Source organism: Actinomycetota bacterium, from assembly GCA_019347575.1.
Classification (GTDB): Bacteria; Actinomycetota; Nitriliruptoria; order Nitriliruptorales; family Nitriliruptoraceae; genus JAHWKY01.
Window position 1 is genome coordinate 177,565 of sequence record JAHWKY010000004.1, and the last position, 14,111, is coordinate 191,675.

10 protein-coding genes are annotated in these 14,111 nt (G+C 69.1%); 9 read left to right on the plus strand and 1 reads right to left on the minus strand.

All coding sequences use genetic code 11. From position 1 onward, the window contains the following. Nucleotides 1-207 precede the first annotated feature (207 nt). The 4 genes from uvrA (at nt 208) to KY469_04090 (ending at nt 6,258) form a co-directional block, all read left to right on the plus strand. The gene (gene uvrA / locus KY469_04075) at nt 208-3,051 is read left to right on the plus strand and encodes an excinuclease ABC subunit UvrA (protein ID MBW3662256.1); all 2,844 of its coding nucleotides are present in this window, start codon (nt 208-210) and stop codon (nt 3,049-3,051) included. 143 nt (nt 3,052-3,194) lie between these two features. Further along, nucleotides 3,195-4,106: a decaprenyl-phosphate phosphoribosyltransferase gene (locus KY469_04080; GenBank protein ID MBW3662257.1), complete on the plus strand. Its 912-nt coding sequence runs from the start codon at nt 3,195-3,197 to the stop codon at nt 4,104-4,106. Nucleotides 4,107-4,119: 13 nt separating this feature from the next. Next, nucleotides 4,120-5,475 (plus strand): FAD-binding oxidoreductase, encoded by a 1,356-nt coding sequence (locus tag KY469_04085; GenBank protein ID MBW3662258.1) that lies wholly within the window; start codon nt 4,120-4,122, stop codon nt 5,473-5,475. A 21-nt stretch (nt 5,476-5,496) separates the two neighbouring features. After that, complete coding sequence (locus tag KY469_04090) at nt 5,497-6,258, plus strand: decaprenylphospho-beta-D-erythro-pentofuranosid-2-ulose 2-reductase (GenBank protein ID MBW3662259.1); 762 nt, start codon at nt 5,497-5,499, stop codon at nt 6,256-6,258. Here the strand turns inward: KY469_04090 and KY469_04095 are convergent. Beyond that, the gene (locus KY469_04095; GenBank protein MBW3662260.1) at nt 6,223-8,148 is read right to left on the minus strand and encodes a glycosyltransferase family 39 protein; all 1,926 of its coding nucleotides are present in this window, start codon (nt 8,146-8,148) and stop codon (nt 6,223-6,225) included. The two genes, KY469_04090 and KY469_04095, sit on opposite strands and share 36 nt — an antisense overlap. A gap of 99 nt (nt 8,149-8,247) precedes the next feature. On the opposite strand from KY469_04095, the gene uvrC reads away from it, so the two are divergent. The 5 genes from uvrC to gap all read left to right on the plus strand — a co-directional run bounded on the left by uvrC (nt 8,248) and on the right by gap (nt 14,111). After that, complete coding sequence (gene uvrC, locus KY469_04100; GenBank protein MBW3662261.1) at nt 8,248-10,146, plus strand: excinuclease ABC subunit UvrC; 1,899 nt, start codon at nt 8,248-8,250, stop codon at nt 10,144-10,146. After that, nucleotides 10,143-11,051, plus strand: a complete 909-nt coding sequence (gene rapZ, locus KY469_04105; GenBank protein MBW3662262.1) for an RNase adapter RapZ — start codon at nt 10,143-10,145, stop codon at nt 11,049-11,051. Before uvrC ends, rapZ begins: the two co-directional genes overlap by 4 nt. Continuing rightward, a complete protein-coding gene (locus KY469_04110) occupies nt 11,048-12,028 on the plus strand; it encodes a YvcK family protein (GenBank protein ID MBW3662263.1) in 981 nt (326 codons plus the stop codon). Before rapZ ends, KY469_04110 begins: the two co-directional genes overlap by 4 nt. Further along, nucleotides 12,025-13,014 carry a DNA-binding protein WhiA gene (gene whiA / locus KY469_04115; protein ID MBW3662264.1) on the plus strand — a complete coding sequence of 330 codons (990 nt, stop codon included), beginning with the start codon at nt 12,025-12,027 and terminating at the stop codon, nt 13,012-13,014. Before KY469_04110 ends, whiA begins: the two co-directional genes overlap by 4 nt. A gap of 92 nt (nt 13,015-13,106) precedes the next feature. Further along, nucleotides 13,107-14,111, plus strand: a complete 1,005-nt coding sequence (gene gap, locus KY469_04120; GenBank protein MBW3662265.1) for a type I glyceraldehyde-3-phosphate dehydrogenase — start codon at nt 13,107-13,109, stop codon at nt 14,109-14,111.

Sequence of the window (14,111 nt, forward strand, 5' to 3'; positions counted from 1 at the left end):
TCGACGTCTCGAGACGGTAGTCGTGCGCGGCGAGCGTGTACGGTTCGAACGGATGTTCGGTTCCAGAGGGAGACCACGCTAACCTCGGTACCATCGCCCGACCTCCCCGGGCCCGCCACCGTCCGACCCGTCCACGACCATCCACGATGATCCGAACCGCCACCTGAACCGCCACCGGCAACGGCTCACCACTGAAAGTCCGAACGAGTGTCCAGCGACCGCATCATCGTCCGGGGCGCCCGCGAGCACAACCTCAAGAACATCGATCTCGAGCTGCCGCGCGAGGCCCTCGTCGTCTTCACCGGCCTGTCCGGATCCGGTAAGTCGAGCCTCGCCTTCGACACCATCTACGCCGAGGGGCAGCGCCGCTACGTCGAGTCGCTGTCCGCCTACGCACGCCAGTTCCTCGGTCAGATGGACAAACCCGACGTGGACTTCATCGAAGGCCTGTCGCCGGCCATCTCGATCGACCAGAAGTCGACGTCGCGCAACCCGCGGTCCACGGTCGGCACCATCACCGAGATCTACGACTACCTGCGCCTCCTGTTCGCCCGGGTGGGCACACCGCACTGTCCCAACTGCGGCCGCGAGATCGCGTCGCAGACGGCGGAGCAGATCGTCGATCAGGTCCACGAGCTCCCGGCCGGGACGAGGTTCCAGGTGCTCGCGCCGGTGGTCCGCGGCAGGAAGGGTGAGTACGCCGCGCTGTTCCAGCAGCTGTCCAAGGACGGGTACGCCCGCGTCCGCGTCGACGGCGACGTCCACGCGCTCGACGACGTCCCCAAGCTCGCCAAGAACCGCAAGCACTCGATCGAGGTCGTCGTCGACCGCCTCGTGCAGAAGCAGGACATCCGCCGACGGCTGACCGATTCGATCGAGACCGCGCTGCAACTCGCTGAGGGCGTCGCGCAGATCGAGGTGGTCGCTGGTCCCGATGACGACTTCGAGCCCGAGCTACTGACCTTCTCCGAGCACCTCGCCTGCCCACACTGCGGTCTGAGCTTCGACCAGCTCGCGCCGCGCAACTTCTCGTTCAACTCGCCCTACGGGGCCTGCGAGGAGTGTTCCGGTCTGGGGGTGCAGCTCCAGGTCGACCCCGAACTCATCATCGGGGACGAGGACCTCACCGTGGCCGAGGGTGTCGTCCTGCCGTGGGCAAGCGGCCACCAATCGAACTACTACGAGCAGCTGCTCCGTGCGGTCATCCGTGACCAGGGCGGGGATCCCGATGCGTCCTGGGGCGAGCTGCCGGGATCCGTGAGGGACGCGATCCTCGACGGTCTCGACCACAAGGTCCACGTCCAGTACACGAACCGCTACGGCCGCCGACGCGCTTACCGCGCCAACTTCGAGGGTGTGCTCAGCAGCCTCCTGCGTCGCTACGAGGAGACCGACTCGGACTGGGTGAAGTCCCAGATCGAGCAGTACATGCGCGAGATCCCCTGCCCCGCCTGCCGTGGCCAACGGCTCAAGTCACTGCCGCTCGCCGTCACCGTCGGACAGCTCAACATCGCCGAGCTCACCGCGATGTCGGTCGGCGAAGCGCAGGGCTGGATCAGCCAACTCGAGCTCACCGACCGGCAGGAGCTCATCGCGGCGCGGGTCCTCAAGGAGATCCGGGCGCGTCTGACCTTCCTGCTCGACGTGGGCCTGGAGTACCTCACGCTCGACCGTCCCGCCGGATCGCTGTCAGGGGGCGAGGCCCAGCGCATCCGGCTCGCGACCCAGATCGGCGCCGGACTCGTCGGAGTGCTCTACGTCCTCGACGAACCGTCGATCGGCCTGCACCAGCGCGACAACGCGCGGCTCATCGAGACGTTGCTGCGGCTACGCGACCTCGGGAACACGCTGATCGTGGTTGAGCACGACGAGGCCACCATCGAGGCGGCCGACCACATCGTCGACATCGGTCCTGGCGCCGGGGAGCACGGAGGCGAGATCGTGCACTCCGGGACGCTCGCCCAGCTCAAGCGTGAGAAGCGCTCGATCACCGGCCAGTACCTCGTCGGCAAGCGCTGGATCGAGGTCCCCGAGCAGCGCCGCGCGATCGATCCCGACCGGGTGCTCCGGGTTATCGGTGCCACCGAGCACAACCTCCACGAGATCGATGTCGAGTTCCCGCTGGGCACCTTCACGTGCCTCACCGGGGTGTCCGGCTCGGGCAAGTCCACCCTCCTGAACGAGGTACTGGCGCGCGTGCTGATGCGCCACGTCTACAGCTCCCGCGAGGCCCCCGGACGACACAAGCGCGTCGAGGGGCTCGACCTGGTGGACAAGGTCGTGGTCGTCGACCAGTCCCCGATCGGACGCACCCCCCGCTCGAACCCCGCCACCTACACCGGCGTCTTCGACCACATCCGTAAGTTGTTCGCGAAGACCCCCGAAGCCAAGGTGCGTGGCTACCAGCCGGGACGTTTCAGCTTCAACGTCAAGGGGGGTCGGTGCGAGGCATGCAAGGGCGACGGGACGATCAAGATCGAGATGCACTTCCTCCCCGACGTGTACGTGCCGTGCGAGGTGTGCAAGGGTCGCCGCTACAACCGCGAGACGCTCGAGGTGCACTACAAGGGTCGGACCATCAGCGAGGTGCTGGACATGACGGTCAGCACCGCGCGGACCTTCTTCAGCAACATCCCGGCCATCGAGGCTCACATGGCGACGCTCGAGGACGTCGGTCTGGGCTACATCCGGCTCGGCCAGCCGGCGACCACTCTGTCAGGTGGTGAGGCCCAGCGGGTCAAGCTCGCCAGCGAGCTCAAGAAACGCGCGACCGGGCAGACCGTCTACATCCTCGACGAGCCAACGACCGGGCTGCACTTCGAGGACATCAAGCGGCTGCTCGATGTCCTCCACCGGCTCGTCGAGAAGGGCAACACGGTCATCCTCATCGAGCACAACCTCGACGTGATCAAGACCGCCGACTACGTGATCGACCTCGGACCCGAGGGCGGTGATGGCGGTGGCACGGTCGTCGCGCTCGGCACGCCGGAGGACATCATCGAGGTGCCCGCGTCCTACACCGGCAAGTTCCTGCGCGAAGTGCTCAAGTAGCGCAGCGGTAGCACAGAAGGACGTGCTCAAGTAGCGAAGCGGTAGCACAACCCGAACGTGCTCAAGTAGCGCAGCGGTAGCACAGAACGAGGTGCTCAGGTAGCGCACCGATCCAGGCCGAGCCACGCGCTACCGTCCCAGCGATGACCCAGGGCACCTCGTCCGCACCTGCTCCCGCGCCCCCACGCTCCGTCGTCGGTGGCCTGATCCGGGCTGCACGACCCCAGCAGTGGCCCAAGAACGTCCTCGTGTTCGCCGCCCCGGGCGCCGCCGGCGCCCTGTTCGAGGCCGACGTGCTCGGTCCGACGCTGCTCGCCCTGGTCGCCTTCGTGCTGGCATCGGCGGGCACCTACCTGGTCAACGACGTCGCGGATCGAGAGGAGGATGCGCGACACCCCGTCAAGCGTTCCCGACCGGTGGCGGCGGGACTCGTGCCGTACCGCCTGGCGGCCGGGGTCGGCATCGTGCTCCTCGCCGTCGCGGTGGCCCTCCCGTTCACGATCGGGGCGCCCGCCCTCGCAGCCGTCATCGGGACGTACGTGGCGATCACCGCCGCGTACAGCGCGTGGTTGAAGCACGTCGCCCTGATCGATCTCGTGGCGGTCGCCGCGGGCTTCGTGCTGCGCGCGGTCGCCGGAGCGGCTGCGACCGATCTCGCGCTCAGCAAGTGGTTCCTGATCGTGGCGTCCTTCGGGTCGCTCTACGTCGTCGCGAACAAGCGGTTCGCGGAGCTGCGAGCGGGCCTCGACCGCACCCGACCGGCGCTGGCGGCGTACACCCCCGAGTTGCTCCGAGAGATCCGCTTCACCTCGGCCGCGGTGACGATCGCGGCGTACGTGCTGTGGGCGTTCGAGAACGCCGAGATGCTGGGCGCATCGGCCTTGTTCGAGCTCTCGATCGTGCCGTTCGTGCTCGCGCTGTACCGCTACGCGCTCGCGGTGGACCAGGGCGCCGGTGAGGCTCCGGAGCAGATCTTCCGGCGCGATCGACCGATCCAGATCCTCGCGTTGGTGTGGGCGGTGCTCTTCGCGGTGGCGGTGACGCGTGTCCGGTGAGCGCCGCGATCCGCTGCCCACTCGGCGCGCCGTGCTGACCGGGTGGGGCCGTACCGCGCCGTCGGCGGCGGATGTGTTCGCGCCCACGGTGCCCGAGGACGTCGGTCGAGCGATCGGAGCGGCGGGGGAGCGGGGCGTGCTGGCGCGGGGCCTGGCGCGCAGCTACGGCGACGCGGCCCAGAACGCCGGCGGGCTCGTCCTCGACATGACCCACCTCGCCGCGGTGCGTGCCTTCGATCCCAGAACCGGGCTGCTGACGGTCGACGCCGGTGCGTCGCTGGACGCCTTGATGCGCGCGTTCGTCCCACGCGGCTGGTTCGTCCCCGTGACCCCAGGGACGCGCCACGTCACGGTGGGTGGAGCGATCGCCGCCGACATCCACGGCAAGAACCACCACGTCGACGGCACCTTCAGCCAGCACGTGACCGAGCTGGTCCTGGCAAGCCCATCCGGGGTCCACCGCGCGACCCCCGAAGACGAGCTGTTCTGGGCGACGGCAGGAGGGATGGGTCTCACCGGGATCGTCACCGAGGCCACCGTGCGTCTGCTGCGGATCGAGACGAGCCGGGTCGTGGTGGACACCGAGCGGGCGTCCGACCTCGACGATCTCATGGCCCGCATGGTCTCCGGCGACGAACGCTACCGCTACTCCGTCGCGTGGATCGACCTGCTCGCCGCCGGGGCAGCGCTCGGCCGTTCGGTGCTCACCCGTGGCGACCATGTGTCGGTGGACGCCCTGCCCACCCTGCAGCGCGACGAGCCGCTGGCGTTCGATCCACAGGAGCTCATCAGCGCCCCGCCATGGATGCCACCCAAGCTCCTGAACCGGCTCACGATCCGCGCGTTCAACGGGGCGTGGTACCGCAAGGCGCCGAGGGAGCGTCGGGGCGAGATCCAGACCATCCCCGCCTTCTTCCATCCTCTCGATGCCGTCGCAGGTTGGAACCGGATGTACGGATCGCGCGGCTTCCTCCAGTACCAGTTCGTCGTGCCCGACGCGGCGGCCGAGGATCTTCGTGCGATCGTCGAGGAGCTCTCACGGGCGCAGGTAGCCTCGTTCCTCGCCGTCCTGAAACGGTTCGGTGCGGCGAACCCCGGGCCGCTGTCGTTCCCTGCTCCCGGCTGGACCTTGGCCCTCGACCTCCCGGTCGGTGATCGCCGCCTCGCGCCGATGCTTGAGCGGTTCGACGACCGCGTGGCTGACGTCGGCGGCCGCGTCTACCTCGCCAAGGACTCCAGGCTCCGCCCCGAGCATCTACCGATCATGTACCCACGACTCGATGAGTGGCGCAAGGTGCGCGACAGCGTGGATCCCGATCGTCTCCTGAACTCCGATCTGGCCCGCCGCCTCCGCCTCCTCGAGTCGTGACCGACCCCAACGGAGTGACCCATGCGTGATGCTCTCGGTTCGATCCGCAGCGTCCTCGTTCTCGGAGGAACGTCCGAGATCGGCCTCGCGACCGCCGAGGCGCTGGTGCGGCAGCGCGGCGCGACGAGGGTCGTGCTGGCAGGGCGCGACCGTCCCAGGATGCAGGCCCGTGCCGCTGCTCTCGAGCGGGCAGGAGCGCAGGTCGACCTCGCGGACTTCGACGCCGAGGCGGTGGACGCCCACGAGGGGGTCGTGGAGCAGATCTGGCAGGAGCACGGCGACATCGACGTCACGATCGTGGCGTTCGGTGTCCTCGGTGACCAGGCCGTTGCCGAGAAGGACCCGCGTACCGCAGTCCACATCGCGATGGTGAACTACGTCGGGGCGATGTCGGTGGGCCTCCACGTGGCGAACCGGATCGAACGGCAGGGGCACGGCACGATCGTCGTCCTGTCATCCGTCGCCGGTGAGCGTGCTCGCCGTGCCAACTACGTGTACGGCTCGTCCAAAGCCGGCCTCGATGCCTTCGGCCAAGGCCTCGGCGATCGCCTCGCCAAGGCCGCCGGTCACGTGCTCGTCGTCCGTCCCGGTTTCGTGCACACGCGCATGACCACGGGCATGGATCCCGCCCCGTTCTCGACGACACCGGAGGCGGTCGCGACCGACATCGTGCGTGCCCTCGACAGACGCGCGCACACGGTGCACTCGCCCAACGTCCTCCGCTGGGTCATGACCGTCCTCCGTCACCTACCCCGCGCGCTGTTCCGGCTGCTCCCGCGTTAGTGCCCAGACGACGGCGAGCAAGAAGGCCCCGCGGGCGATCCATAGCCACGCCTGCGGCCAGGCACGGAGCATCCCGAGGCTGATCCAGTCGGGGTGGTTGACGGCGTACGTCTGCGCGAAGCGATGGGCGGCCGGATCTTCGGTCCGACAGTAGATGCGGGCCACCGGATCGCCGTCGCGATCGGCGAAGGCCACGTGCGGATCGCGGTCCTGCTCGTTCCATCCCGCGGCCGCCGTGGGAGGCGGTTGCACCTCGAACTCCTCGGTGGACGGTCGGAGGAGGCGGTAGACGCCGACGGGCGGGCCCGCCTGGTGGTCGGGGCGCCCCGACAGCGACAGTGGCTGTTCGCGTCCACCGGTACGCGCGACGACGGCGGCTGGCGGCTCCGATGCGAAGGTCAGGCCCACCGCCTCGGCCTCGCACGGCGGCCGGAAACGGAGGGTCGCCCCCTGCTGCCAGGCGTCGTTGTGCCACTGGTCGACGACTGGGGTCAGGCCCTCGAACGTGCCGCTCGCGTAGACGATGTCGATGTAGGTGCGTACGTGCATCGGCTCGAAGCTGAGCGCGAGCGCGGCGATCCCCGCGAGGGCGACCGTGCCGACGCGTCGCTCGAACGCCACGACGGCGCCGCCGGCCAACAGTACGACGAGCGGCACCAGGGACGTGTACATCATCCGGCCCATGGTGATCTGGGCGCCTCCGAGGGTCGCGTACACGATGACGAGGAACGTGACGAGCGTGATCGGTGCCGTCGCCAGCAGCCACCCGATCGCGGCGAACTCTCCGGTGCTGCGCCGCCGTCGCGCCCTCAGCAGACCTACGACCGAGGCTCCGACCACGGATGCAGACCACACGGCGGTCTGGGCGTCGAGCAGCATGAAGTCGAGGAGCGAGGTCTTGGGCACGACCTGGCCGTTCCAGTACGAGGCGACGGCCAGCTCGACGTGCTGCCAGATCCCCCCTGGACTGAGAGGGAGGGCGGGTTGGAGGGGTCCCGTGATCGTCGACAGGACCTCATCGGCCGCGGACGGAGAGCCGTACGCAGCCAGGTTCCAGATGAGCCACGGGACGTACACGAGGACACTGGCACCCGCCGCGAGACCCAACCAGCGGGCTCCGTCGTGCCACGTGTGCCTGCCGATCACGACGGCGGCGGCCACGCCGGAGGCGACGTACACGGGTACGGGTACCGCTGTGCTCTTGACGAGCAGCGCGGCACCGATGAGCACACCAGTCGCTACCGCCAGACGCGTCGTCAGTCCGTACCGGATCGCCCGCGCCGTGGGGATCATCGCCGCCGCAGCAGCTGGGACGAGTGCGTCGTTGGTGACCGTCGCCAGGTTGGTGTTGAAGCCGCTGACGAGGACGAGGAGCGTAGGCGCGAGCAACCACACCGACGGTCTGCGTGGGAAGAGTTCGCGTGCGAGCCCGTAGGCCACCAGGACGGCGAGGAGGCTGATCGCGACCGTTGCCCCACGGACCGCGAAGATCGCGGATCGGATACCGGCGAGGGACCCCAACCGCTGCGGCGCCAGCATCGACACGTAGTACAGCGGGGGCTGTCCGGCCTCGTACTGCTCTCGGGCTGCACCCCACCGCTCGTCATCAGCCTCACCGCGGAACGGCTGCGATCGCGTGCTCCCGACGGCCGTCGCCAACGCCACCTCGAGCACCTCATCCGGGACCAGATCCTCACCGATGACCGGGACGTCGCCTTCCCCGAGAGCGGCCATATAGCTGTAGTGCTGGGGCTCGTCGATGGGGCTCCAGACCTCGATCGTCGCCGCCCAGAAGAGCCCGCGGACCAGGCCGGCGAGCACGATCGCGACGAGGATCCAGCGGTGTCGGGGCGGGACGTCAAGGAGCCGTGGTGCGGAGGACGTGGGCACGCGCGGGTCCCTCAGGGTTGTGCTACCGCTTCGCTACTTGAGCACTCGGAGGCGTGAGCGTGCGCAGCGTAGTGGCGCCTCGTGTGTCACCATCGAGGCGTGGAGAACCCCGCTCTCGCCTTCCGTCCCGAGCCCGGCTCGATCCCCGACGCGCCGGGCTGCTACCAGTTCAAGGACCGACGCGGTCGCGTGGTCTACGTGGGCAAGGCGAAGTCGCTCCGCCAGCGGGTCTCGAGCTACTTCCAGGCGTGGCACAACATCGCACCCCGGACCCAGGCGATGCTCGAGGCTGCGCACTCGGTCGAGTGGATCGTGGTCGACAGCGACGTCGAATCGCTGCACCTCGAGTACAACCTGATCAAGCAGCACCGGCCGCGCTACAACGTTAAGTACCGCGACGACAAGAGCTACCCCTACCTGGTCCTCACCACCTCGGAAGAGGTCCCGCGGGCGCGCGTCATGCGCAACCCCCGGTCGAAGGACGATCGGCGCTTCGGCCCGTTCGCGCACGCCTACGCCATCCGCGACACCCTGGACCTGCTCCTGCGTGTCTTCCCCGTGCGGACGTGTTCGCAGGGCATCTACGACCGTTGCGCACGTACGGGACGGCCGTGCCTCTACTACCACATCGGTCGTTGCTCGGCTCCGTGCGTCGGGCACGTGTCGGTGGATGAGCACCGCACGCTCGTCGAGGCACTGGCCGACTTCCTCGACGGCAACAGCGCGCCCGTCCTCGATCGCCTCGAGAGCCAGATGCGCGAGGCGTCCTCCGAGCAGGAGTACGAGCGCGCGGCGATGCTGCGCGATCAGCTCTTCGCCGCCCGCCGAGCGCTCGAGAAGCAGCAGATGGCGCTCGACCGCCCCGAGGACCTCGATGCCATCGCGGTCCACCAGGACGAGCTCGAGGCCGCCGTTCAGGTCTTCTTCGTGCGCGGCGGACGCGTCGTCGGACGCAAGGGCTGGACCGTCGACAAGGTGGAACCCCTCCAGCTGGCGGAGCTGTTGACCTCGTTCCTCCTCCAGTTGTACGAGGAACGTGATGACGACGTCCCACCCCTCGTACTCGTGCCGACCGAACCCGAGGACGCGGAGGCGCTGTCGGACCTGCTCGCGGAACTGCGCGGCCGGAACGTGGCCTTCCGCGTGCCGCAACGAGGGCACAAGCGCGCCCTCCTGGACACGGTCGCCGAGAACGCGCGCGAGTCGTTCCAGCGCCACCGGCTGAAGCGTGCGTCGGACTTCAACACACGATCGCAGGCGCTCCGTGAGCTGCAAGCGGCTCTCGATCTCGACGAGGCGCCCTTGCGTATCGAGTGCTTCGACATCAGCCACCTCGGCGGTACCGAGGTCGTGGGCTCGATGGTGGTGTTCGAGGACGGGCTGCCGCGCAAGTCCGACTACCGGCGCTTCAAGCTCTCACTCGACCGCAACGACGACTTCGCAGCGATGCGTGAGGTGATCCGCCGACGCTTCCGCCGCTACATCGACGAGCAGTCCGCGCCGGTCGAGGGCCGCAGGTTCGCCTACCCGCCCAACCTGGTGATCGTCGACGGAGGAGCGGGGCAACTGGGGGCAGCACTCGAGGGGGTCGGGGATCTCGACCTCGACGGCGTCGAGTTCGCTGCTCTGGCGAAGCGCTTCGAGGAGTTGCACCGACCCGACCAGGCTCGCCCGGTGGCCCTCCCCCGCGGCAGCGAGGCGCTCTACCTCGTGCAGAGGATCCGCGACGAGGCTCACCGCTTCGCCATCACCTACCAGCGTCAGCGGCGTTCGCGCGCCGTGCGCGGCTCGGTCCTCGAGGACATCCCCGGAGTGGGACCGGCGCGACGCCAGGCGCTGCTCAAGCACTTCGGATCGGTCAAGGCGATCCGACAGGCGTCGCTGGACGACCTCGCAGCCGTGCCCGGGGTCTCGCTTACCATCGCGACCGCCGTCCGACAGCATCTGGAGTCTGCGGACGACGACCAGCCGGCGGTCGCGGGACCGGGAGGAACGTGAGCAGCCAGACCATCCCCGAGCCCGTCGACGACGTGGCGTCGCGCGTCGAGGTCCTCGTGGTCACCGGCATGTCGGGGGCGGGGCGAACCCACGCCGCGAAGGTGCTCGAGGACCTGGGGTACTTCGTGATCGACAACCTGCCCCCGATGCTCATCTCCCGTGTCACCGAGCTCGCACGGACGCCGGGGAGCAGCGTGGATCGCATCGTGCTGGTCACCGATGTGCGGGGCCGCGAGTTCTTCGACGCCCTCGAGGACGAGGTGAGCCGGCTGCGGGAGGCCGAGGACGTCGACCTCCGCCTCATCTTCCTCGAAGCGTCGGACGACGAGCTCGTCGCTCGGTTCGAGGCGTCGCGTCGGCGACATCCCATGGGTGCTGACGACGGCGTCCTCACGGGCATACGGCGCGAGCGCGAGCACCTCGAGGCGCTACGAGGCAGCGCGGACCTGGTCCTCGACACCTCGGATCTGACGGTCCACGATCTGCGCGACCGTCTCGTCGAGGTCTTCGGCACCGCGGCGCGAGCCGCACTGCAGATCTCGGTGGTGTCGTTCGGTTTCAAGTACGGCCTGCCGCGCGATGCCGACATCGTGCTCGACGTACGCTTCCTGCCCAACCCTCATTGGGTCGAGGACCTGCGTCCGTACAACGGGCTCGACGATCCCGTGCGCGACTACGTGCTCGGCCAGGACAGCACCGGTCCCTACCTCGAGCGTGTGGAGCAGCTCCTGGAGGTCAGCGTCCCGGGGTTCATCGAGGAGGGCAAGCGCTACCTGACGATCGCGGTCGGCTGTACGGGCGGCAAGCACCGGTCGGTCGTGGTCTCCGAGCGGATCGGGGCGCACCTACGCGCGTCGACCGATCTGCCGGTCACCGTCGATCACCGGGACCTGGGGCGCGAATGAGCTCGTTCGACACGGCCGTGCTCATCGACCGGGGGGTCGGTCCGGGCCCTGGTGACGGCAGCCGCGCGGTCGCCATCGGCGGTGGGCACGGTCTCAACCGCTGCCTCCGGGCACTGACGCACGTCGCCGACGACGTGACCGCGATCGTCACCTCGGCGGACGATGGTGGGTCGTCGGGACGGTTGCGTCGCGATCTCGGTGTCGTTCCGCCCGGCGATCTGCGCATGGCGTTGGCGGCCCTCAGCCCACGGGGCGATCTCATCGACTTGCTTCAGTACCGGTTCGGGTCGGGCGAGCTCGACGGACACAGCCTCGGCAACCTCATCATCGTGGCCGCCGCCGATCTGGCGGACGGCGACCTCGTCGAGGGACTCGAGCGGGTGGGGAGACTCCTGGGATGCCGCGGACACGTCGTCCCGTGCTCGCTCGAACCCCTCCACCTGGGCGCGCGCGTCGGAGGTAGGGACATCGAAGGCCAGGTCAGGGTCGCGCTGTCCGCCCGCGTCGAGAAGGTCTGGATCGCTCCCGCCGACGTCGCTGCCACACCACGCGCCCTCGAGGCCATCGAGAGGGCCGACGTGATCGTCCTCGGTCCGGGGTCGCTCTACACGAGCATCATCCCCAACCTCCTCGTTCCTGACCTTGCCATCGCCGTGGCCTCGAGCCGAGTTCCGGTGGTGCTCGTCGCCAACCTCCGAGAGCAACCGGGCGAGACCGAGGGCATGGCTCTCCACGAGCACGTCGAGGCGCTGCTCGAGCACGCCCCGAAGCTGACCGTGGACACGGTCATCGCCCACGTGGGAGCCTCGCCGGTGGGAGCGGGAGCTCCGCTCGAGGTTGACGACGAGGCGCTGCGCACCCACGGCGCACGCGTGGTGACCGCCGACCTCCTGGACGGCGCAGACGGACACGATCCGCTCAAGCTCGCCTCGATCCTCGCCAAGGTCCTGCGCGAGAGCTCGAAGCCGTCGCCGTGACGGAGAGCGTGGGCGAGGGGCGGAGAGCGGGCACCTCCTTCACCGATCGGGTGCGCCAGGAGCTGGCACGGATCGAGCCCGAGCGCGCGTGTGACCAGCTCGCCGAACTCGCCGCGTTGCTGCGCTTGGCGGGTGGCTTGCACCTTCGGGGCGGCGACGCCGGGAACAGCGTGGCGCTCGAGGTCGAGACGACGTCAGGCGCGGTCGCCCGCCGTGTCTACGCGCTGCTCCAGCGCTACGAGGTCGACACCGAGCTGCGGGTCCGGCAACCCGGCGGCGTCCGGCGCCGCTCGACCTACGTCGTGGCCGTCACCACGGGAGCGCGCGCGGTCGCGACGGCCACGGGCCTGCTCGACGGCGATGGCCGCCCCGGTCACGACGTGTCCGAGACCCTGCTGCGCGGCGAGTGTGACCGTCGCGCGTACGCACGCGGAGCCCTGTTGGCGGCAGCGAGCTTCAGCACTCCTGGGCGGGCCCCTCACCTCGAGATCGCGGTGAGGGACGCGGCGGTCGCGCAGCGCATCGCCGGCCTGCTGACCGACCTCACGGCGGGCAACGCGACGGTCAACCGGACACGGCGGGGTCACCGCGTCGTGCTGAAGTCGACGGAAGCGATCGCCCACCTGCTGGCCGCGACGGGGGCGGGGGACGCGTACCTGGCCTGGGAGGAGCACCGTCTGCGTCGTCAGTTGCGGGCTGAGGCCACGCGCCTCGCGAACGCCGACGCCGCGAACCTGCAGCGTGCGGTCGCTGCCGCGAGCACCCAGCTCCGAGATGTCGAGCGCGCGGTCGCCGTACTCGGATGGCAGGGGATGTCGGATGGACTGCGCCAGGTAGCGCTGGCGCGACTCGCGAACCCGTCGGCTTCGCTCTCCGAACTCGGCGAGCTGTGCGATCCACCGGTCGACAAGTCCTCGGTGCTGCGCAGGCTCCGGCGGCTCAGCGAGCTCGCGGACGAGGCGGGCAGCGGCGTGACCGAGGCCTGACCTGCCCGAGCGGAGGGGGTCGGTACATCCGACCTCACACGGGGAGACTACGGTACGAGGGAAGCACCTCCCCGAGCAGAGGAGCTCCCGCCATGGCCCTGCGCGTCGCGATCAACGGCTTCGGTCGCATCGGCCGCAACTTCTTCCGCGCGGCGAAGCGGCGCGGCCTCGACCTCGATCTCGTGGCCGTCAACGACCTGACGGACCCCGAGACGCTGGGGCTGCTGCTCAAGTACGACAGCGTTCACGGTCGCTACGACGGGACCGTCGAGGTGAGCGGTGACGGCCTGATCGTGGATGGCGACGAGTTCAAGGTGCTCGCCGAGCGGGATCCCGCCGAGCTGCCGTGGAAGCAGCTCGAGGTCGACGTCGTGGTGGAATCGACCGGCTTCTTCACCGACCGCGATGGCGCATCGAAGCACCTCGAGGCCGGTGCCAAGAAGGTGATCATCTCCGCGCCGGCCAAGGGTCCCGACACGACGTTGGTGCTCGGGGTGAACGAGGACACCTACGATCCTGCCGAGCACCACATCATCAGTAACGCCTCGTGCACCACGAACTCGGTCGTGCCGATGGCCAAGGTCCTGCACGAGGCCTTCGGGATCGACAAGGGCCTGATGACGACGGTCCACGCTTACACGGGCGACCAGAACCTCCAGGACGGACCGCACAAGGATCACCGCCGCGCGCGCGCCGCTGCGGTGTCGATCATCCCGACGACGACGGGTGCAGCCCGCGCTGCGTCGCTGGCGCTGCCCGATCTCGAGGGTCGACTCGACGGCCTCGCGCTGCGGGTGCCGGTCCCCGACGGCTCGATCACCGACCTCGTCTGCGTCCTCTCGCGGGAGACGACGATCGACGAGATCAACGACGCGTTCCGGCAGGCGGCCGAGGGTCCGTTGACCGGCATCATCGAGTACTCCACCGAGCCGCTGGTGTCCGCCGACATCGTGGGCAACCCGCACTCGTGCGTCTTCGACGCGCCGAGCACGATGGCCAACGGCAGCCTGGTCAAGGTGATGGGTTGGTACGACAACGAGTGGGGCTACTCCAACCGGCTGGCGGAGCTGGTCGAGTTCGTGGGCGAGCGGCTCTGA